Here is a 21,272-nt window from a genome sequence, read left to right on the forward strand (position 1 = left end):
TCTTTAAAATAAAAAACAAAATACTAAAAACACAAAATAAAATGATGTTTTTGCTATAAACTTTTAGTATAAGGTCAGAAAAACACTAAAGATGCTCAGGTTTTAATTTAAACTCTTTTAAACCTTGCATCCAATCAATAGCTTCTTTTAAAGACATACACCGCTTAATACTTGTTTGGGTAAATTTTTTTTCAATGGAAGCATTCATATAAGTTGAATTGTTGTACATAACAATGGCACTTGCAACAATTAAATCGTATTTTTCTTCAACTTTCTTCCAATTATTTGGATCTAAAGAGTAGTGGTTTATTCTATTGGATATAAAGCCAATTTTAGGATTGTCTCCATAAAATTCAAAAATCTTTTGGATAACTTGCTCTGCTTTATCCCAATCAAAATGGGTGCCTTCATTCAATTCAACAACTAGGAATTTTTTACATAAATAATAAGTGCCAAAAGGCATTTCCAACTTGGTAGGTTTTAACGTTTTAAAATATTCTGAATTTTCAAACTTCATTTTTTAGGTAAATTAGGGAGACGCAAACATAATAAGAATAAAAATGAATAAGATGGATAAATGTCATGTAATTTCTTAAAATAACAAAAACCAATTTAAATCTTCACACTCAAATAAATGAATTAAAACAGGATTATCTATTGTCTTTCACAATAAGCTTTAAACCTTACCAGCCATTTGTCTACCTGTTTTTTAAATAAACCCGGAAAAAGTTTTGCTATTAGTTTTATAAATAAACCTTTAAATTCTGTATAATCAATTTTTGTGGTCATTTTGGTGTCCTTTTCATTCAAAGCAGTAAACTTGGAACGCATGGTATTTGTCATGCTTTTATGTTCGTATTTGGCATAAAATTCGTCGGGTAGTTTATTATGGATTATGGTCTCAATTAAATCAAATTTTTTATAAATTAATTTGGATTTAGCACCAGCTTCTCCCTTTTTTCCGTTTATATGTTCCATACTTAAAAAATCTTTTTGAGATTGTTTTAAAGCTTCGGGATCTTCAAAATGTTTTGCAATTTCTAACTTAGGTTTCTTAATGTTTATGGTGCAAGTGAATTTCATTTTATTATGTTTTTATTGCTTTGGCGCATTTATGAGTGTATAAAGCAAACCAAAAAATATGATTATTACGTCAACTAAAAGTCTGTATAAAAGCATTGTTTCTATAACGTAGAAAACAACACTTGCCACTATCAGCAAAGCACCAATAATTATTAATCCGTTGTGCAAAAAGGTTGAAAACTTTTTAATATCAATGTTCCTTTTTTCTTCGGGAGTCATGGTATTGTAACCCGCAATTAAGTTTGGGTATTTTTTAACTAAAACACCACAAATAATAAAAATGGCACCCACAAGCACTTCTACAAAAAGCATTTTACGTAAATTTGAATACTTAAAGTTACAATTTATTTCAATTAAATTTAGGTTATGCAAAAGGATTTAGGCGATTACAGAAAATCTTACGAAAAAGGAGAGCTGCTTTTGGTAAACGTACCGGAAAACCCCATGGAATTGTTTCAAAAATGGTTTTTTGAGGTCGATAGGTTTTTTGCTGAAGATGAAACCAATGCGATGACAATTTCCACCCTTGGAACAGATGGTTATCCAAAGAATAGGGTCGTGCTGCTTAAAAAATATACTTACGAGGGCTTTATATTTTATACGAATTATGAAAGCGAAAAAGGCAGAGCCATTGCACAAAACCCGAAGGTGTGTTTATCGTTTTTTTGGCAAGGTGCCGAAAGGCAAATAATTATAAAAGGGAAAGCTGAAAAGATTGCCGAAAATTTAAGCGATGGTTATTTTGAATCCAGACCACGGGGGAGTCAATTGGGTGCCCTGGTGTCAAACCAAAGTGAAGCTATTGAAAGTCGCGATTTTATTGAAGACAAATTACAAAAGTTAGAACAAGAATATGAAGGCAAAGAGATTCCTAGACCAAAATATTGGGGCGGTTATATTGTAAAGCCTGTTGAAATTGAATTTTGGCAAGGGCGTCCAAACCGATTGCACGACAGAATACGCTATAAATTACAAAGCGATTATAACTGGAAGATAGATCGATTATCTCCTTAAAATATAAACATATCGCTTATTTTTACTACAAAAAAATACATTTTATCGATGAAATACATTTAACAACGACAAATAACGTGTTTTTCATCGATTTTAACATTTAATTAACATTTACTTATAAGTAGGCTGTTAAATTTACGGCACCAAATCTAAATTTACCTACTTATGAAGTTATTACAAAAGCTGCCATTATTGGCATTGTTTGCTATGTTGACATTTTCTTGTTCAACCGATAGCATGGATGAAAAAGCAGATTTACTTGTTGAAAACTTAGTTGTACCGCCTACAAAAACAATTGAGACAGAAACTTTAGAACTTATTAATAATCACAGATTATCATTGGGCTTAAATCCTTTAGGTGATTTAAAAATTGTAAAATCAGTGGCTTTCAGCCATACCGATTATATGGTTGATAAAGAAGAAATATCCCATGATAATTTTTATACGCGCAGCAACTATTTAAAAGCCAATGCTGGCGCTAAAAAAGTATCTGAAAATGTGGCTTACGGCTACAGTAGTGCCGCGTCTGTGGTTAAAGCGTGGCTTAAGAGCGACGGACACCGTGCCACAATTGAAGGCGACTTTACAAACTTTAATATATCGGCTGAAAAAAGTGCCGAAGGAAAATGGTATTACACTAACATTTTCATTAAAAAATAACATTGTTTTTATAAACAATTACAACATAACCTTTTATTTACTCTTTTAGTACATGCTGTATTAGGCATACAGCACAGGTAATTAATTGGTTATTTTTTAATAACTATGTAGTTATTGAATTTAGCTTTAGGTATAAAATCCTCTCGGTTTTCGGAGGGGATTTTTTTTGATTTATTTTTAAAAATAAAAGCACTAATTTGATAAACTAGTTACTTTTTATTTAAACATAAAACTTTTATGATGTGTTAGTATTATTTTACTGTTTTAAGAATTTTAAGGTATCTCCGTTATCAAATTTAATAAAGTATAGACCATTATTTAGGTTTTGAATGTCAATATTTTCATTTAAAGATATGGTACCACTGCTTTGTTTTGCTCCTAAAATATTGTAAATGGTATAAGTTTCTTTTTGGGTTAACCCTAAAATATTAATAAAACCAGTAGAAGGATTTGGTAAAACGGTTAAATTATTCTTCAATCTGTTTTCACTTATTGATAAACTCGATAAATTAAATTTTGACACTTTGTTTCCTCTGAATTCAGCATAATACAGATCGGTTCCATTCACTTCCATTTCATAACAGCCTTGTAACCCGGTTACAACATCGATTGGTGTTGCAGGTGAAGTGGCTGTTATATCTATTTTAGAAATCTTAAGATTGTTAGCTATAAATAAATCATTTCCATTTAAAGTTAACCCCCAAGGATTTGTAATTCCTGTAACAACATCGGTTGGGGTTGGCGTTGATACGGAAATATCAATTTTAGATACTTTATTGCTACCATATTCTGCGATATATAAATCGTTTCCGTTTAGGACTAAATCGAAAGGATTGTTAAGCCCTGTAACAACATCAATAGGTGTTGGTGAGCTTGCGGTAATGTCTATTTTAGAAATCTTATTGGCATATACTTCCGCAATATAAAGGTCGTTTCCGTTCAAAGCTAATCCATAAGGATAATTGAGTCCCGAAACTAAAACAGACGCTGTTGGTGTACTTGCCGATATATCTGTTTTATAAATATTTCCACCTGATGCTGTAAAAAGATCATTTCCATCCATTTCAATATATCGGGGGTTGTTAATATATACCACTTGTACTGCAGTAGTTGGTGTTGGTGCAGATATATCTATTTTGAAAAGACCTCCACCGTCTGATGCTGTTATGTATAGATCGTTACCATTGATTTTTAAACCAAAAGGTTCAGCGATATACGTTACATCGGTAGACGTTTGGGCATTAAAGTTAAATGTACTTAAAAGCAATACAGCGATAAAAAAATATAGTTGTTTCATAATTAATATGTTTATTCAATTTTAACTTATAAACAGCTAGTAATTTGTTTGCGTTAAGAAATACTAAAAAAATTCCTTTTGATGATTTTTAAAGGCTAAGGAGTTCAGCCTTAAGTTATTCCATTTTAACCACAATAAATTGCGTGCGTCTGTTTAACTCATGTTGGGCTTCGGTACAATTTTTAGTGCCGTCGCAATCGTTGGTTAGTTTTTGTTCTCCAAAACCGTTGTATTCGGTTATTCTTGAAGCATCAACACCATGATCAATTAAATACTTGTACGTGGCATTGGCTCTGTCTTTCGATAGTTTATCGTTGTATGCCGATGGTCCTCTAGAATCGGTGTGCGATTCAATTTTAATTACCATATTGGGGTATTTGTTCATCATTAAATCAACAATTCTATCTAACTCCGCAGTACCATCACGACGGATGTCATATTTATTAAAATCGAAGTAAATAGGGTAGAGCTCGGTTATTGGCAATTCTTTTTTTGCAACAGGGTTTAAAACAAAATTGGCTTTTATGCGCGTTACACTGTTTTTAATGCCTTTGGTAGTTACCGTTCTAGAATCATCAATATAATTGTCTTTTTTGGTATTTAATTTATAATCGGTATCTCTATCGATATTGATTTCAAAATGGCCGTTTTCATCGGTTTGTAAATCTGCAATTTTGTTGTCGTTGCCATCCAACAAGGTCACCACCGCATTTGGTACGGGTTCATTTGTAGTAGCATCAGTAATGGTGCCTTCTATTTTTAATTGCGGAATTCTGTCGTAGGCATAAATATCGTCGCCACCAACGCCGCCCGCTCTATTGGATGCAAAGAAACCAGACAGTCCGTCTTCATTCATAAAAAATGAAAAATCGTCTTTATTTGAATTCACCGGAACCCCCATATTTATTACGCTTTTAATGTGGTTGTTCTCATCTGAAACCGTTCCGAAAATATCCAACATGCCTAAACCTGCATGTCCGTCAGATGAAAAAAACAGAGCATTTTCGCTATTTACAAACGGAAACATTTCGTTTTTATCGGTGTTTACTATAGAGCCTAAATTTTGTGGTGCTCCAAAAGAACCGTCAGCATTAATATCTACGTAATAGATATCCGACCCTCCAAAGCCACCGGGTTTATCCGAAGTGAAATACAATTTTGTATCGTCGTTATTTAGCGCGGGGTGCCCGTTTGAATAAGTATTGCTATTAAAACTCAGGGCTTCCACATTGGTCCAATTTCCATCAACTATTGTGGCTTTATAAATATTTAAATGAGTAACACCTGCATCATCTTTCCCCAGAACATTTTTGTTAAAATCGTTTCTTGAAAAATACATGGTTTTGCCATCTTTGGAAATGGTTAAAGGGCCATCGTGATATACGGAATTGATATCGCCTTTTATTTTAGATTTATGATTTACAATGCTATCGCTACGATTTGCTGCGGTGTAGATATCTAAAAAAGGCTCCTCGTTCCAACCATAAATGTGTTTTGTTGAAACGCCTAAATCTTTTGATGAAGCAAAATAAATTGTACCATCTTTCTCGAAAGCACCAAAATCGCTGTACTTTGAGTTGAAGTTAACATCGGCCAAAAAGTACTGCTGTTTGGCATTATAAATAGAAGTTATAAAGTCACTATCTTTTAAATACCTATCTTTTTTAATAATTCCGCCAGCTTCCTTAAAGCGTTTTAACCATGTGCGGGATGCTTTATAGTCTTTTATACCTCTAAGAGCTTGTGCATAATTGTAATAATATTCAATAGGAACATGCGCTTGTTGAACGGCTTTTTGGTAATATACAACAGCACTATCGGGGTTTCTCATATAAGCGTAACTATCGGCCAATTGTCTGGTTGCGTATTGGGTATTAAAATCTTTTTCAATAAGATGATGATACACTTTTGCTGCACTTACAAAAGAAAATTTATTGAATAAATTATCCGCTTTTTTCTGGGAACCATATTGCGCCGAAGCCGTAAAACTTAGCAATAATATAGCGCAGGTTAGAATGTGGTTTTTTGTTTTCATTGGGACGATATTTTAAACACAATTAGGTTAGAATTGTGTGGTTTTATTCCATTTTTACAACTATAAATTGAGTACGTCGGTTTAATTGATGTTCTTCCGCTTCGCATTTTTGTCCATCTACGCAACCATTGGTTAATCGGCGCTCTCCAAATCCTTGGTGCTCTGTAATTCTTTCAGGATTTACACCTTTCGAAACTAAATATTCGTAGGTTGAATTTGCTCGATCTATCGACAGTTTATCGTTATAGGTTAATGCACCTCGAGAGTCGGTGTGCGATTCAATTCTAATCACCATTTCTGGATAATCATTCAACATTAAATTCACAATTTTATCCAGTTCTAAAGCTGCATCTTCTCTGATGTTGTGTTTATCAAAATCAAAATAAATCGTATTTAATTCTGCAAGTTTTACAACATTTGGCTTAGGGTTAAGCAATAAGTTTGCTGTAATTGTTGTAAGTTCTGTTTGTAGATTTTTTGAAGTAAAGGTGCGATAATCGTCAATGTATTTATCTTGACCTCCTACAATTTTGTAATCTTGATTTCTGTCTATATTTATTTGATAGAATCCGTTTTCATCGGTTTCCATATACGCAATTTCATTGTCTTTATCATCGTATAATGTAATTTTAGAATTGGCAATAGGTTTTGCGTTAATGGCATCGGTTACTACACCTTCAACTTGCATGATTGGTTCTCGGTAATAGGCATAAATATCGTCATCGCCACGGCCACCTCTTCGGTTTGAAGCAAAATAACCCGTAATTCCGTTGGGATTCATGGTAAATGAAAAATCGTCTTTATTGGAATTAACCGGAATACCTAAATTTACAACATCAACAAAATCACCATTTTCGCCCTTAATGGTGGCGAATACATCGAGCAGGCCTAGGCCCACATGCCCGTCGGATGAAAAGAACAGGACATCTTCTTGGTTTATAAATGGGAAGCCCTCTGCATTTTCGGTGTTAACCACATTACCAACGTTTTGGGGTTCGCCCAAAGTACCGTCGGGGTTAATATCTACCACATAAATATCCGATCCGCCATAACCACCGGGTCTGTCGGATGCAAAATATAATTTGGTGTCGTCTTTATTTAATGCGGCGTGTTGGGTGGAAAAATCGTCGCTGTTAATTGGCAGGTCTTCAATGTTTGTCCAAACGCTGTCTTGTAAAGTGGCCCTATATATTTTCATGGCGGTTAAGCCGCTATTGTCCCTTTTCCTTACTTGGTCCTTATAATTATTTCTTGAAAAATACATGGTTTTGCCATCTTTGGTAATGGTAACCGGCCCATCGTGGTAAATGGAATTGACATCGCCTTTTAGCTTTCCGGTGTAATCTACATTTCTTCGCGAGCCCACTTTGGCCACGTAAACATCTAAAAAGGGTTGTTCGTTCCAGCCATACAACCGTTTAACGGCAACACCTTCATCTCTCGAAGATGCGAAATATACTTTCCCATCGTGCTCAAAAGCTCCAAAATCGCTATATTTTGAATTGAAGCGTACGCGATCTAAAAAGTATTGCTGTTTGGCGTTAAAAATGCTTGTAATAAAATTGGCATTTTTGGAAAAATCGTTAGCATTTACAACGCCTCCGGAATCTTTAAAACGCTTCAACCATATTTGGGATTCTTTGTATTTTTTAATACCACGAAGCGATTGGGCGTAGCTATAGTAATACTCGATGGGTACATTGTCTTGCTCAACCACTTTTTTATAATATCGGGAAGCTCTTTGCGGATTCCTTAAATAAGCATAACAATCGGCTAACTTTCTAGTAGCGTAATCTTTATTATAGTTTTTTTCAATAAGATCTTGATAAAGCTCTGCGGCTTTTACAAAAGAGAATTTATTGAATAAGGTATCAGCCCTTTTTTGTTTTCCTTGTTGGGAAAAAACAGAAAAGCTGAGCATTAAAGCTAAACAAATTACTATGTGGTTTTTTAGTTTCATTTATACAATAATTTCTTGTTAGAAATATCTTGGTGATTTTAATTTAGAACTTAGGAATTTGAATTCGTAAATTAATAAAATCTCGTGAGTTCCAGTGGTATATCTTGCGATATCTGAAATGGGTTTTTCGTAAGCGTACCCAACACGTAATTGTCTTGATATTTGAAAATCGGCAAAACCTCCAATGGCAGCTGTTTCTCTATTGAGTCTGTACGAACCGCCCAACCAAAATTTCTCATTGAATAGGAAGCTTCCGGTAAAATCGTAAGACATTGGTGCTCCGTTTGTTGCTTTTAATAATACCGCAGGTTTAAGTTTTATATTATTACTTAAATCAAACACATAACCACCGGTAAAATAGTAACTAATACGTTCTAAGGCTTCAAACTCTTTTTGTGCGTTACTAAAATCGTTAGTTAATATTCTTGGTGCAGATAAGCCTAAATACCAACGGTTTGAGTGCCAAAAAACACCGGCGCCTAAATTTGGTGTCCATCTATCTTCGGTACCAAATATTAACGGATCGTTTACGTTGCCAGGGTCATTTCGAAAATCGGCATCAAAACTAAATTGAGTAAAACCCGCTTTTAAACCAAATGCCAATTTACCATCTGAACCTGTTGGAATGGTATATGAAAAATCACCATAAACATACGTGAAATTTTGAGGACCTAAATCGTCTTCAATAAACGACAAGCCTAAACCAATTCTATCATTCCTGAGCGGTGTATGAATAGACAGTGTTTGTGTTATAGGTCCGCCTTTAAAACCAACCCATTGACTTCTGTGTAATCCAACCACGCTTAAAGCTTCTCTACTACCAGCATAAGCGGGATTTACAGAGATTGTATTGAACATATACTGTGTGAATTGCGGTAATTGTTGTGCAACTCCAATCGTACAGCTTAACAATGCAATAGCGATTATGTTATGTTTAATAAGTTTCATAGGTTAAGTTTTATTTGGTTCCTAAGTAAATTGGTCCAGTTAATGGTTTCAATCCACTGTTTTCTAAATGAATGATATAATAATAAGTTCCGTTTGGTAATTTACCTTTGCCGCCTATTGATGATTTAGGTGAAGAACCTCTCCAACTACCGGATCCTTCGCCAACTTGATAGTTGTTGGATTCGTAAACCAATGCTCCCCAACGGTTAAATATTTTAATGTTGGCAGTAAACCCGCATAATTCTATGCCTGTTATATCAAAGGTCTCATTATATCCATCACCGTTTGGTGTTAATGCTTTCGAGATTACAATGTCATTTTCACCACAAGGGAGTACCTCGCAATAATTTAATGTTACCACGATATCGGTTATGCTAATACAACCAGCATCTGTTGTGGTATATCTAAATCTGTAATCGATACCTGTTTGTACTGTCACCGAATCCCATTCTACATTCGTAGGATCAAAAATACTTCCAGTTAGTATGGCGCCTGAGTCTCCTTCTATTAATTCCCAAGTTCCGTTGGTGTTAAGGGTTTCAGGTGTAAAATTATTTAAATCAACTGCACCCTCGTCGGCGCATATATCTGGGGCTACTATATCTATAAGAACTTCATCAAGCGATACATTTAAAGTTTGTGTATAGGTTTCTTGATTCGCGCACTCATCAGTTACTGTCCACGTTCTAATGATTTGATAATCGGTTAAAGCAATTTCATCAAAGGTGTTGGTTTCTTCAAAAACTACAGTAATACCTGCGGTACTGGAACAATTATCTGAAAATTCTAATGCTGGGGCATCAGGAACATCCGTACAGCTAACATCCATTGTCTCTTCAAAGGTTGTTGTTGGTGCTGGAGCAGTGGTGTCCTGAACTGTTATTATTTGTGTATGTGTAGTAATTAATCCACAGGCATCCGTTGCCACCCATGTGCGCGCAATGATGTAGTTGTTCGCACAGTTACCATTAGTTAAAACATCATTTACTGCCACAGTTGCATCACTACAATTGTCAATGGCTGTTAAGGTTGCAGCGTTTGGAACGTCATCGCATTCTACGGTAATGTCCTCTGGTAGATTTTCTACAAATTCTGGTCTGGTTGTATCTTGCACAGTTATATTTTGTGTATGAACTGTTGTAAGCCCGCTAGCATCTGTTGCTGTCCAAGTACGAACTAAAGTGTAATTTGATTCACAAGAACCATCAATTCTAGTTTCTCCAAAAGAGACCACAGCAGATCCACAGTTGTCTGTTGCTGTAAGCACTTCAGGATCTGGAATTTCACTACATTCTACAGTAATATCGGTAGGTAACGCTTCAACAAACGTTGGGTTGATATTATCTATTACAGTTACAACCTGCGTACAAGTTACCGTATTTCCTGCATCATCGGATACGGTCCATGTTACTATGGTTTCACCTTGAGGAAAAACAGCAGGGGCATCATTACTAACAGTAACAGGTGTACAATCAGTAGCACTTGGTGTACCTAAGTCGACATTTGTTGCCGAACATAAACCTGCGTCAACATTTACAGTGACATCGATTGGACAAGTAATGGAAGGGTCTGCATCGTCAACTACTGTTACGGTTTGGGTACAAGTTGCTGTGTTTCCAGAACCATCGGTTACGGTCCATGTTACAATCGTGTCGCCTAACGGATAGGTTGTTGGCGCATCGTTGGTTACGCTATCTATTGAACAGTTGTCGTCTGTTGTAGGTGTTCCTAAGTTAACGCTTGAGGCTTCACATGACCCAGGATCAACGTTTACTGAAACATCCGCAGGACAAATAATGGTAGGGTCAATATCATCGGTCACCGTTACGGTTTGTGTACAAGTCGCAGTGTTACCAGAACCATCGGTTACGGTCCAAGTCACTGTGGTATTTCCTAATGGGAATACTGCTGGTGCATCGTTTGTTATGGTGTCCACTGAACAGTTGTCGTCTGATGTTGGAATTCCTAAGTTAACGCCAGAAGCGGTACATAAACCTACATCTACACCTACTGATACATCTGCAGGACATGTAATTGTTGGGTCAATATCGTCCGTTACTGTTACCGTTTGCGTACAAATAGCTGTGTTCCCCGAACCATCGGTCACTGTCCAAGTCACTGTGGTATTACCTAATGGGAATACAGATGGAGCATCGTTGGTTACGGTATCTACTGAACAATTATCGTCTGTTATTGGTGTACCCAAGTTAACGCTGGATGCGGTACATAAACCAGAATCTACATTTAAAGATACGTTTGACGGACAAGTAATGGTTGGGTCAATATCATCAATTACTGTTACTGTTTGTGTACACGTTGCTGTGTTGCCCGTGTCGTCGGTTACTGTCCAAGTAACAATGGTGTTACCTAATGGGTATATTGCAGGTGCGTCGTTAGTTACCGTATCTACAGAACAGTTATCGTCAACTATTGGTGTCCCTAAGGTTACGCCAGACGCTGTACATAAGCCAGCATCCACGTTTACAGAAACATCTGCAGGACAGGTAATAGTTGGGTTTGTCGTGTCTTCAACAATTACTGTTTGATCAACATCAATGCTATTCCCATTGCCATCGTCAAAATTCCAAGTGATAATAAATGTACCTTGAGTTGTATATGTTAATGGATCAGTCGTTGTTCCTGTAATTGTATTGCCATTACAATTATCTGTAATTACGGGTATAGGAGCAGTGACCGAACATTGGCCAATTAAATCCGCAAGGGTTGGTTCTTCGGGTTCTGTGGTGTCGTCGACAATTACTGTTTGATCCACATCAATACTATTCCCGTTTCCATCGTCAAATGTCCATGTGATAACAAACGTACCTTGAGTATTATAGGTGGTAGGGTCGGTTGTTGTACCGGTAATAATGCCAGAGCAGTTATCATTAGTAGTAGGAGCTATAGCCGTTACGCCACATTGCCCGGTTAAATCTTCCAATCTTGGTGTTTCTGGATTTGTTGTATCATCCACAATCACAGTTTGATCCACATCAATACTATTCCCGTTACCATCGTCGAAGGTCCACGTAATAGTATATGTGCCTTGAGTATTATAAGTTGTAGAATTTGTAGTGGAGGCCGTAATAGTACCTAAACAGTTATCATCTGTTGTCGGTGCAACAGCTGTTACCGAACATTGCCCAGTTAAAACCGGAAGGTTTGGAGTATCTGGGTTTGTGGTATCATTAACAATGATATTCTGATCAACATTAATGCTATTACCGTTGCCATCGTCAAAATTCCAAGTGATAACATATGTACCTTGTGTATTATAGATTAATGGATCGCTAGTAGTTCCAGAGATTGGTGCCCCATTACAATTATCTGTAATTACAGGTATAGGTGCAGTGACTGAACATTGGCCATTTAAATCTGGAAGGACTGGTTCCTCAGGCTCTGTGGTGTCATCAACAATTACAGTTTGATCAACATCAATACTATTACCGTTACCATCATCAAACGTCCAAGTGATTACAAATGTACCTTGAGAATTATAAGTTAAAGGGTCTGTAGTTGTACCAGTTATTGTGCCAGAACAATTGTCTTCTGTAGTTGGAGCGATTGCGGTTACGCTACATTGACCTGTTAAAACCGCTAGTCTAGGTGTATCTGGATTTGTGGTATCCTTAACAATAATGTTCTGATTAACATCTATACTGTTACCATTGCCATCATCGAAAGTCCAAGTAATAACGAATGTGCCTTGTGAATTATAGGTTAAAGGATCTGTGGTTGTACCAGTAATGATACCAGAACAAATATCTCCCGTAGTAGGTGCTGTTGCGGTTACTGAACACTCCCCAGTTAAATCTGGAAGAGTTGGGGTACTTGGGCTTGTAGTATCAGTAATGGTTATGGTTTGCGTTACATCAATAGAATTGCCACAATCATCCGTTACCCTGTACGTCCTTGTAATAATTTCGGGATTTGTTCCCCCATCTGAAACATCAGAGACATAGGTAACAGTTGGTGTAAAACCAGAATTATCTGCTTCATCTGTAACTACCAAGACATCAGGTGGAGGTATAGTGGCACCACATTCAATATCAAAAGGTGAAGGATTACTTGCGGTTGGCGGTTCATTTATATAGTCCAAATAGTTAATGCCTATGATTATTGGAGTAGGTATTGGTTCTCCAGCACAATTACCTGTTGTTTCATAGCCTTGTATTAAAGGGAAATCAAAGGGTACATTGGATACCGCTCCAACACCTGTAATGGTGCCAGTGAGTGAAACATTAGGGTCAAAAGAGGGGTCGGATAGCATGGTACAATCCCTAGTTACCGTTAAGCTAAAACTAATAGTTGCCAAAACATCATCTGGAGCTGGAGGAACGGGTAAAGTGCCTAAATCCCATACTATAGAGCCGTTAGGGCCAAAGCCTGGACCTGTTCTATATTGGGGAGTGTTTGTTGTCGTATATGTACCTGGATTAGGAAACCCTGTTGAAATGTTTAAATTACTTGGGTCTATAGTATCAGGTACAGGAATAGTAATTAGTGTATTATCAGTAGCCTCGGTTCCTGTATTTCTTATTTCTAAAATATAATCCGAAAATTGACCTGGTTCTAAAATATCTGGTGGATTGGGTGTGTTTCCGTTTATAGAAGTGATATTCAGTACGCCTTCTGGTTCTGGAACGTAAGCATCAACAGCGAAGGTTACGTTAAAGATGGTATAGGTGTCAAAAGTTGTCCCGTAATTAAATGATGTTTGGGTTTGTCCGTTTGCAATTATAGTGTTACCGGTATTATCAATATCAAACATCATCACATCTATACCAGTATTATTGTATAGGTTTGGATCGCGAGGATTTCCCCCTGTTAAGATGGATCCCGTAAAAAAGTTATTTGGAGTGTTCTCTGAGTGTGATAGACGCGTATAAGTGCCTGAATTTAATTGTTCTATTTCAAAATAATCTTCGGTAAAACCTCTTTCGCCTTCACCCCCCATAACACCTAATTTTAAGTTTACTTCGCCGCTTTGTGCTGCATTGAAGCCAGAGACAGGGATTGAGTATACGTTATTATTAAAACTTCTAACAAAAGCATAGCCATCAAAAACGGTAATATCCCGCCATTTCATTTTGGAATTTTCGTAAACCACAACCATACCCCAACCTGCAGATAATCCAGTACCATCTATAATTCCCTCTCTACCCGGTAAATCGCCTACAAAGTATTCGCCAATACCGTTTCGCTGTACGTAATCAGTGATTTCTGTATAACCTGTAAAAATATTTCTATATTCGTTTTCGGGAAATAAAATTTCGTTTGTTGGTTCAGCGGTAAAGTCAGTATAAAAATTGTCGTCTGGACCTTTAATACGTATTTTTCGTTTATCTAATTGTTTTGTAACCCCATTTTTGGTTACGTTAAATGTGTTGGGGTTACCATCGCCGTCTGCATCTGCATCAACACCTTGGTCAACCCTTCCAGTCCAATAGATACCTGCATAGATAATTTTTGAACACCCGGGATCGGCTTTGTTTTCTGTTGATAGTGCTAGCGTTGCGGAAGAGGAATTAATAGTATTGAACGTGTTGCCTGGAAAAACCACATCATCACGATCAACAAATCTCATGTCCTCATCATTGTTACTATTATCTGAGTAATTAACTAAAGTCAGGTTGGTATTGCCTATCATAGTAAAATCCCCTTTTATAGTATATATGGTTTTGCTGGGCGAATTTACAGAGGTTCTTGGAGTAAAATCCACCTCTACTTGACCATAACTATTTGAAGAAAACAAAAAAAGAATACAGGCAATTACGAAGATTTTCGCATAACCAATATTAATTATTGCTTTAGTAGCGTATAGTTTTTTCATGTGTTAATCTTTAAAAAATTTACCTTATGCTGTATTATGATGGTGTTTCAGTTGAATAAAAAACCCTTACATTAGAGTTTGATGTTATAAATTTCGCTATTTGATCGGCAGTACATTTAAAATGGCATTTTATAAATACATATTTAAGCTTCCCAAGGTTGTTGTTGGCAGTTAAATCCAATTTGTTATTCAAATCACTTTGCTTTTTTAGAGTTACGGTAATTAACTCTACACTGTTATAGTCGCTATTGTTTAACAAACCAAAAGATTTACTATCGCCAATCGTTACTTTTTGTACTTTACCTTTGCCATAAATCTTACTAATAGTATTGTTATTAATATATGCCGTGGTATGCAAATTTTGTGCGAGCTTATAAAACCCATCTCTATCGTTCGATTTAGTTATTGCTGTTTTCGATTGCTTGCTCTCGTTGGTAAGCTCGAAAATACCATATTCTTGAGCCGAAACATTTTCTACAGATAATATAGACACCATGCAGGCAAGTAATAAGGTTAAGAATGTTATAGCTGATTTATTTTTCATAATAATTAAATTTAAAACGATACTATTATAAACACTAATATTATTTGTTAATCACTACAAGTGACTGAAAAACACATAACAGAGTAAAATTTTTGAGGGAAAAATTGTGAGGGAAAACATTGAAAACCAATGTTGTTTTGCTTATGGTGATTAGATTCGGAATCATAACTTGTTTATTTTATAAGTAGGTAAGACAAAAAAACGCATATGATACAGTTAAATCAAAAATAAATGTTAAATCACTTATAAATTCGTTAAAATGGCAGCAGTCAACACTTTGTCGATTTAATAATTCAACTCACCGACCTCGATATGCGCGTAAAAACAAGTTGTTTGGTTTTTAATTTCCTTCATTCCATTTTTTTAGTTAAATTTCTAAAATATTAAAACACAAATAAATTGATTTTTATTGACGAAAATAGTTTTTAATCGATAAAAAATACATTTAATCGATATATTATGAAAAAACTGATTTTAGTTAGGCACGCCAAATCCTCTTGGAAACATAACGTAATTGATCACCAAAGACCTTTAAATAAACGAGGGAAAAATGATGTTGAAACAGTATCGAAATACTTTAAATCACATGGTTTAAAAATAGATAAAGTGCTTTCTAGCGATGCCGTTCGTGCAAAAACAACAGCAGATGCTTTTGTTTCAAACCTGGAAATTGATAAAAGTATAATGGATTTAAACCATAAATTATACGATTTTTCAGGTAGCGATCTTATTCAAACCATTAAAGCCGTTGGTGCCTCGGTAGACAATCTCATGGTTTTTGGACATAATCATGCCATTACTGATTTTGTGAATACATATGGCGATAAGTACATTGAAAACGTACCAACTTGCGGTGTTACAATTATTAATTTCGATATCAATACATGGGCCGATTTAAAACCGGGAAAAACAGTTTACACATTATTCCCAAAAGATTTAAAATAATCCATATTTTAAGCCGTAATTCCGTATTAAATATTCGTGCAAATAGAATATATTTGTTACTATATTCCCTTAAATAAAAACATGACGAAAGCCGAAAAACACACCAATAGTTATATAAATAGAGAAATAAGTTGGTTGCAATTTAATGCCAGGGTTTTACAAGAGGCTACAGATGAGACTGTGCCGTTAATTGAACGTTTACGTTTTTTGGGTATTTTTTCTAATAATTTAGATGAGTTTTTTAAGGTGCGCTATGCTACCGTTAAACGTATTGTAGAAGCCGGAAAAGGCGGTAAAAACGAACTTGGAGGTATTAAAGCCAAAGAGTTGCTGGAAATTATTACTCAAATTGTTATTAATCAACAAAGTGAGAGTTTAGGGGTTTTGGATACCATAAAATCTAAATTAGAAAAAGAAAACATTTATATTATTGATGAAACCCAAATTGATTCTGCAAAACACGATTTTATTAAAAGGTATTTTGTACAAAATGTAAGTCCTGCGCTCGTTACCATCATTCTAAACGATTTGGTGCAGCTCCCAAATTTAAAGGATTCAGGGGCGTATTTGGCGGTGCGAATGCTTATGTCAAATGGCAATAAACAATTTGCTCTTTTAGAAATACCAAAGTCTATAAACCGATTTGTTGTTTTGCCCCAAGAAGGTGATAAACAATATATTATTTTAATTGATGATTTGCTGCGCTACTGTTTAGGAGATATATTTAATATTTTCGATTATAAAAGCATATCGACTCACATGATTAAAATTTCGCGTGATGCGGAATTGGATTTTGAAAGTGATTTGAGTAAAAGTTTTATCGAAAAAATTTCCGACAGTGTCAAGCACAGGCAAATAGGTGAACCCGTAAGATTTGTTTACGACAAAACCATTGATGCCGACACTTTAGAGTATTTAATGACCAAAATGGGAATAGACGATACCGATAGCATTATCCCCGGTGGCCGATATCATAACCGTCGCGATTACATGAGTTTCCCGAGTTTAGGAAGAACAGACCTTCTTTACGATAAAATTGAACCCCTGCCCATAAAAGGTTTAAGTTTCGAATCCAGTATTTTTGAAGCGATTGCGAACAAAGAATTTTTACTTTACGCCCCGTATCATACATTTTCTTATGTTGTTAAGTTTTTAAGGGAAGCCGCTTTAGATCCGCAGGTAAAAACCATTAAAATTACCATTTACCGTTTGGCCGAAATATCGCATGTGGCAAGTTCGCTTATAAACGCTGCCATTAACGGTAAAACGGTTACGGTATCTATTGAATTACAAGCCCGTTTTGATGAGCAAGCCAACATCGATTACGCACAACAAATGGAAGATGAAGGCGTTAATCTTATCTTTGGCGTACAAGGTTTAAAAGTACACAGTAAAATGTGTGTTATTGAACGTGAGGAAAACACTAAAATAAAACGCTACGGTTTTATAAGCACGGGGAATTTTAACGAATCTACGGCCAAAATATATACCGACCACACATTTTTTACTTCCGATCAAAGGATTCTAAAAGACGTCAATAAAATTTTCAACTTTTTTAATGCGAACTATAAAATATTCAGATACAAACATTTAATTACCTCGCCCCACAATACGCAAAAAGCACTTTTCAAATTAATAAATGCGGAAATTGAAAAGGTAAAAAGGGGAGAAACGGGTTGTATCCGATTAAAAATGAACAGTATTTCCAGTTATGTGATGATCGACAAACTTTATGAAGCCAGTCGAGCGGGTGTTAAAATTCAAATGATAGTTAGAGGTATTTGTTGTTTGATTCCCGGAGTAAAAGGGATGAGCGAAAATATAGAAGTTATTAGCGTGGTCGATAAATTTTTAGAACACTCCAGACTTTATATCTTTGGCGAAGGCGATAACTGTAAAGTTTATATTTCTTCGGCCGATTGGATGACCAGAAATATCGACAATAGAGTAGAGGTGAGTTGCCCTATTTATAACAACGCCATAAAACAAGAAATAATTGATACTTATAACATTTGCTGGAACGACAATGTAAAGGCCAGATTGTTAAACACGGCAAATGAAAATGAATACCGAATAAACGATAAACCAAGAGTGAGATCACAAATTGATATTTACGATTATTATTTAAACAAGTTGCAAAAATAATATGCTTTCAATAAAAAAATACGCCGCTATTGATATAGGCTCAAATGCTGTACGATTACTAATTTCTAATATTATTGAAGAAAAGGGAAAACCGGTTCAGTTTAAGAAAAACTCGTTAGTGCGCGTGCCTATTCGTTTAGGTGCCGATGTTTTTGTAAAGCAAAGAATATCAAAAGAAAATACACAGCGAATTTTAGATACCATGTTGGCTTTTAGGCTTTTAATGAAATCGCATAAAGTCGTAAAATATAAAGCCTGTGCTACATCGGCGATGCGAGAATCTTCCAATGGTAAAAAAATAGTCGATTTGGTGTTACAACATGCCGAAATTAGTATAGATGTTATTGAAGGTGAAGAAGAAGCAGCCATTATAGCCGCAACGGATTTAAACAAATTTATAGACAATAACAAAACCTATTTATATGTTGATGTTGGCGGCGGAAGCACCGAGTTTAGTATTATCCATAGAGGAAAACAAGAAGCTTCAAAATCGTTTAAAATAGGAACGGTAAGACTTCTTAACGATATGGTTAAAAAAGAAGCCTGGGAAGAATTGGAGCAATGGATTAAAACCAATGTAAAGCAGTACGATAAAATAGATGTTTTAGGTTCGGGTGGCAACATTAATAAAATATTCAAAATATCGGGTAAATCTATGGGTAAACCCTTAACATACTTTTACCTAAGCTCTTATTACCATTTGTTGCAAAGCTATTCTTATGAAGAGCGTATTACCGAACTTTCTTTAAATCAAGACCGTGCCGATGTTATTATTCCTGCCATGCGTATTTACCTTTCTGCCATGAAATGGAGTGGTTCAAAATACATATATGTTCCAAAAATAGGACTTGCCGATGGCATTATCAAAAGTATATATTACGATACCGTTTCTAGCAATACACAGTAAAATTTTACCATTCATCTTTTAAAACACAGGTATTATCATTTTATAATATATATTGGTCAACCTAATAATTACTAGAGTTTTAAACCCCAACCTATTAAATAATAACTTATGAAAAAATTAATACTATTTACAGTACTACTTGGTTTTTCGTTTTTTGGATTTTCTCAAGATAAAGATTCTGAAAAAGCTGCAGACTCGGTTAAAGTAAAGTCGAAAGGCACAGCATTTCAAGGTGTGATGTACGGTGTACGTGGTGGTCTTAATACTTCCAACCTTAGTTTTGATACGGCTCCAAACATGGCAAACAAACATAGAAACAGCATATTTGTTGGTTTTTTTGCTAACATTGGTTTATCAAATACAATTTCATTAATGCCGGAAATTCAATTTTCTGCTGAAGGTGCAAACGACGAAAAATTACATTTAGATTATATTCAAGCACCCATTTTTTTCAGATTCAGGCTTAGCGAAAAAATACATATCGGCGCTGGACCCCAAGTTAGTTTAAAGGTTCATAAAGTTGATGACGGTATAAAAAACTTTGCCTATTCGGGCGTTGGCGGTATTGAATTCAAGTTATCGCATATGCTTTTTGCCGATCTCAGATATACCTATGGGTTCTCAAATGTTTTTGACGACCATTTAAATGTTGAAGCCAAAAACTCGAACATTCAAATAGGTGTTGGTTATAAATTTTAACTTTATTGATGTTAAATACCTTATTTTGTGGTTGTTAATTTAACCATGAATGGTTTCGGATTTTCCGAGGTTAGCCATAATTTTACTCTCATATTCCAGAAGTTGCTGCCATTTGGTGTCAACTTCTTTTTTATTGCCGTACTGTCTCGCAAAGCCTAAAAACATGGTGTAATGGTTGGCTTCGCTTACCATGAGTTTTCTGTAAAAATCGGCTAATTCTTTGTCCTCTAATTCCTCCGATAGCAATCTAAAACGCTCGCAGCTTCGGGCTTCAATTAAGGCCGCGTATAACAATCGATGCACTAATTGTGTGGTTCTGCTTCCGCCTTTTGGAAAAAACTTCATTAATTGCACGACATAATCATCGCGTCGGTCTCTACCTAAGGTCCAACCACGTTTTAATATGATATCGTGTACCATTTTAAAATGACTGATTTCCTCTTTTACTAAAGCCACCATTTCTTGCACCAAATCGGTATATTCGGGGAAACTAACTATTAAAGATATGGCGGTGCTTGTGGCTTTTTGTTCGCAAAAAGCATGATCGGTAAGGATGTCTTCAATATTTTTTTCTACAATGTTAACCCAACGCGGATCGGTTGGTAATTTTAATCCTAGCATAATTACAAAACGTTTTCAAGAAGATTGATTTCTTTTATTTTAACCGCCCCAAAGGTATCAATTATTATGCTAAAGTCTTTGAAAATATCTGTTTTCGGAATGTTAAAAGATGTGTTAATGGTTATAAATTCGGCGGTTGAGTTTTCATAATCTATCCAAACATACTGCATGATGGCTTGATTCCAAAAAGTAGAAGCTTCGTGTTTTTTGAATACCTCTTTATTGATAATATTTTGAGCGATTAATTTGTTGTTTTTTAAGACTTGAAACTGAGCCTCAAAATTTTTAAAATGAAGTGTTGTATTTGTTTCGTTTGAAGCCTTTATCGTTTTTGACGAATACGCTTTATCGAGCGCATAATATTGTATTTTAACTTGAAAACCGGTACTTAAAATGGTGTCCGTTAAAATTTCGGTACGCTGTTCGGGGATGTATTTTATGGCTTCGGAAAAAGAATCAAACAGTTTGTTTTCCTTTAAAACTTCAGCATTGGTTTTATATATTCTATCTCGACCATCACAACTTAATAAAGTGAAGATTAGTGTGAAGCATAAAATACATAAATGTTTCATATAAAGCGA

General features: G+C 35.4%; 17 protein-coding genes. 6 read left to right on the forward strand and 11 right to left on the reverse strand.

All coding sequences use genetic code 11. From position 1 onward, the window contains the following. Positions 1 to 85: 85 nt before the first annotated feature. The 3 genes from RNZ46_RS13735 to RNZ46_RS13745 form a co-directional block, all read right to left on the reverse strand. Positions 86 to 517, reverse strand: coding sequence for a hypothetical protein (locus RNZ46_RS13735; protein WP_316982737.1), 432 nt, complete (start codon positions 515 to 517; stop codon positions 86 to 88). Between the two features lie 137 nt (positions 518 to 654). Continuing rightward, positions 655 to 1,083 (reverse strand): hypothetical protein, encoded by a 429-nt coding sequence (locus tag RNZ46_RS13740; RefSeq protein WP_316982738.1) that lies wholly within the window; start codon positions 1,081 to 1,083, stop codon positions 655 to 657. A gap of 12 nt (positions 1,084 to 1,095) precedes the next feature. Further along, the gene (locus tag RNZ46_RS13745) at positions 1,096 to 1,395 is read right to left on the reverse strand and encodes a DUF3784 domain-containing protein (protein ID WP_316982739.1); all 300 of its coding nucleotides are present in this window, start codon (positions 1,393 to 1,395) and stop codon (positions 1,096 to 1,098) included. 54 nt (positions 1,396 to 1,449) lie between these two features. On the opposite strand from RNZ46_RS13745, the gene pdxH reads away from it, so the two are divergent. Beyond that, positions 1,450 to 2,097 carry a pyridoxamine 5'-phosphate oxidase gene (gene pdxH / locus RNZ46_RS13750; RefSeq protein ID WP_316982740.1) on the forward strand — a complete coding sequence of 216 codons (648 nt, stop codon included), beginning with the start codon at positions 1,450 to 1,452 and terminating at the stop codon, positions 2,095 to 2,097. 165 nt (positions 2,098 to 2,262) lie between these two features. Beyond that, positions 2,263 to 2,757 carry a CAP domain-containing protein gene (locus RNZ46_RS13755; protein WP_316982741.1) on the forward strand — a complete coding sequence of 165 codons (495 nt, stop codon included), beginning with the start codon at positions 2,263 to 2,265 and terminating at the stop codon, positions 2,755 to 2,757. Positions 2,758 to 3,013: 256 nt separating this feature from the next. Here the strand turns inward: RNZ46_RS13755 and RNZ46_RS13760 are convergent, their stop codons facing one another. The 6 genes from RNZ46_RS13760 to RNZ46_RS13785 all read right to left on the reverse strand — a co-directional run bounded on the left by RNZ46_RS13760 (position 3,014) and on the right by RNZ46_RS13785 (position 15,374). Next, positions 3,014 to 4,054, reverse strand: coding sequence for a T9SS type A sorting domain-containing protein (locus tag RNZ46_RS13760; protein ID WP_316982742.1), 1,041 nt, complete (start codon positions 4,052 to 4,054; stop codon positions 3,014 to 3,016). Positions 4,055 to 4,169: 115 nt separating this feature from the next. Continuing rightward, positions 4,170 to 6,089, reverse strand: a complete 1,920-nt coding sequence (locus tag RNZ46_RS13765; RefSeq protein WP_316982743.1) for an OmpA family protein — start codon at positions 6,087 to 6,089, stop codon at positions 4,170 to 4,172. A 43-nt stretch (positions 6,090 to 6,132) separates the two neighbouring features. Next, the gene (locus tag RNZ46_RS13770; protein ID WP_316982744.1) at positions 6,133 to 8,049 is read right to left on the reverse strand and encodes an OmpA family protein; all 1,917 of its coding nucleotides are present in this window, start codon (positions 8,047 to 8,049) and stop codon (positions 6,133 to 6,135) included. Positions 8,050 to 8,067: 18 nt separating this feature from the next. Then, positions 8,068 to 8,997 (reverse strand): PorP/SprF family type IX secretion system membrane protein, encoded by a 930-nt coding sequence (locus RNZ46_RS13775; protein WP_316982745.1) that lies wholly within the window; start codon positions 8,995 to 8,997, stop codon positions 8,068 to 8,070. Between the two features lie 10 nt (positions 8,998 to 9,007). Beyond that, positions 9,008 to 14,830: an HYR-like domain-containing protein gene (locus tag RNZ46_RS13780; RefSeq protein ID WP_316982746.1), complete on the reverse strand. Its 5,823-nt coding sequence runs from the start codon at positions 14,828 to 14,830 to the stop codon at positions 9,008 to 9,010. A gap of 34 nt (positions 14,831 to 14,864) precedes the next feature. Further along, positions 14,865 to 15,374, reverse strand: a complete 510-nt coding sequence (locus RNZ46_RS13785) for a hypothetical protein (RefSeq protein WP_316982747.1) — start codon at positions 15,372 to 15,374, stop codon at positions 14,865 to 14,867. 459 nt (positions 15,375 to 15,833) lie between these two features. Here RNZ46_RS13785 and RNZ46_RS13790 point away from each other — a divergent pair, with 459 nt between their 5' ends. The 4 genes from RNZ46_RS13790 to RNZ46_RS13805 all read left to right on the forward strand — a co-directional run bounded on the left by RNZ46_RS13790 (position 15,834) and on the right by RNZ46_RS13805 (position 20,070). Beyond that, a complete protein-coding gene (locus RNZ46_RS13790; RefSeq protein ID WP_316982748.1) occupies positions 15,834 to 16,319 on the forward strand; it encodes a SixA phosphatase family protein in 486 nt (161 codons plus the stop codon). Between the two features lie 81 nt (positions 16,320 to 16,400). Beyond that, positions 16,401 to 18,464 carry a polyphosphate kinase 1 gene (gene ppk1, locus RNZ46_RS13795; protein ID WP_316982749.1) on the forward strand — a complete coding sequence of 688 codons (2,064 nt, stop codon included), beginning with the start codon at positions 16,401 to 16,403 and terminating at the stop codon, positions 18,462 to 18,464. Between the two features lies 1 nt (position 18,465). Continuing rightward, positions 18,466 to 19,371 carry a Ppx/GppA phosphatase family protein gene (locus tag RNZ46_RS13800; RefSeq protein WP_316982750.1) on the forward strand — a complete coding sequence of 302 codons (906 nt, stop codon included), beginning with the start codon at positions 18,466 to 18,468 and terminating at the stop codon, positions 19,369 to 19,371. A 108-nt stretch (positions 19,372 to 19,479) separates the two neighbouring features. Continuing rightward, positions 19,480 to 20,070: a porin family protein gene (locus RNZ46_RS13805; protein WP_316982751.1), complete on the forward strand. Its 591-nt coding sequence runs from the start codon at positions 19,480 to 19,482 to the stop codon at positions 20,068 to 20,070. A gap of 39 nt (positions 20,071 to 20,109) precedes the next feature. Here RNZ46_RS13805 and RNZ46_RS13810 read toward each other — a convergent pair whose 3' ends face one another. Beyond that, the gene (locus RNZ46_RS13810) at positions 20,110 to 20,691 is read right to left on the reverse strand and encodes a MiaE family protein (protein WP_316982752.1); all 582 of its coding nucleotides are present in this window, start codon (positions 20,689 to 20,691) and stop codon (positions 20,110 to 20,112) included. Positions 20,692 to 20,693: 2 nt separating this feature from the next. Next, positions 20,694 to 21,263: a hypothetical protein gene (locus RNZ46_RS13815; RefSeq protein ID WP_316982753.1), complete on the reverse strand. Its 570-nt coding sequence runs from the start codon at positions 21,261 to 21,263 to the stop codon at positions 20,694 to 20,696. Between the last annotated feature and the right edge of the window lie 9 nt (positions 21,264 to 21,272).

The sequence above is a fragment of the Hwangdonia lutea genome, assembly GCF_032814565.1.
GTDB classification, from domain to species: domain Bacteria; phylum Bacteroidota; class Bacteroidia; order Flavobacteriales; family Flavobacteriaceae; genus Hwangdonia; species Hwangdonia lutea.

Excerpts from the sequence above, each read along its gene's own strand:
- RNZ46_RS13735 (WP_316982737.1), bottom strand. The coding sequence starts at position 517 with ATGAAGTTTGAAAATTCAGAATATTTTAAAACGTTAAAACCTACCAAG.
- RNZ46_RS13740 (WP_316982738.1), bottom strand. The coding sequence starts at position 1,083 with ATGAAATTCACTTGCACCATAAACATTAAGAAACCTAAGTTAGAAATT.
- RNZ46_RS13745 (WP_316982739.1), bottom strand. The coding sequence starts at position 1,395 with ATGCTTTTTGTAGAAGTGCTTGTGGGTGCCATTTTTATTATTTGTGGT.
- pdxH (WP_316982740.1), top strand. The coding sequence starts at position 1,450 with ATGCAAAAGGATTTAGGCGATTACAGAAAATCTTACGAAAAAGGAGAG.
- RNZ46_RS13755 (WP_316982741.1), top strand. The coding sequence starts at position 2,263 with ATGAAGTTATTACAAAAGCTGCCATTATTGGCATTGTTTGCTATGTTG.
- RNZ46_RS13760 (WP_316982742.1), bottom strand. The coding sequence starts at position 4,054 with ATGAAACAACTATATTTTTTTATCGCTGTATTGCTTTTAAGTACATTT.
- RNZ46_RS13765 (WP_316982743.1), bottom strand. The coding sequence starts at position 6,089 with ATGAAAACAAAAAACCACATTCTAACCTGCGCTATATTATTGCTAAGT.
- RNZ46_RS13770 (WP_316982744.1), bottom strand. The coding sequence starts at position 8,049 with ATGAAACTAAAAAACCACATAGTAATTTGTTTAGCTTTAATGCTCAGC.
- RNZ46_RS13775 (WP_316982745.1), bottom strand. The coding sequence starts at position 8,997 with ATGAAACTTATTAAACATAACATAATCGCTATTGCATTGTTAAGCTGT.
- RNZ46_RS13780 (WP_316982746.1), bottom strand. The coding sequence starts at position 14,830 with ATGAAAAAACTATACGCTACTAAAGCAATAATTAATATTGGTTATGCG.
- RNZ46_RS13785 (WP_316982747.1), bottom strand. The coding sequence starts at position 15,374 with ATGAAAAATAAATCAGCTATAACATTCTTAACCTTATTACTTGCCTGC.
- RNZ46_RS13790 (WP_316982748.1), top strand. The coding sequence starts at position 15,834 with ATGAAAAAACTGATTTTAGTTAGGCACGCCAAATCCTCTTGGAAACAT.
- ppk1 (WP_316982749.1), top strand. The coding sequence starts at position 16,401 with ATGACGAAAGCCGAAAAACACACCAATAGTTATATAAATAGAGAAATA.
- RNZ46_RS13800 (WP_316982750.1), top strand. The coding sequence starts at position 18,466 with ATGCTTTCAATAAAAAAATACGCCGCTATTGATATAGGCTCAAATGCT.
- RNZ46_RS13805 (WP_316982751.1), top strand. The coding sequence starts at position 19,480 with ATGAAAAAATTAATACTATTTACAGTACTACTTGGTTTTTCGTTTTTT.
- RNZ46_RS13810 (WP_316982752.1), bottom strand. The coding sequence starts at position 20,691 with ATGCTAGGATTAAAATTACCAACCGATCCGCGTTGGGTTAACATTGTA.
- RNZ46_RS13815 (WP_316982753.1), bottom strand. The coding sequence starts at position 21,263 with ATGAAACATTTATGTATTTTATGCTTCACACTAATCTTCACTTTATTA.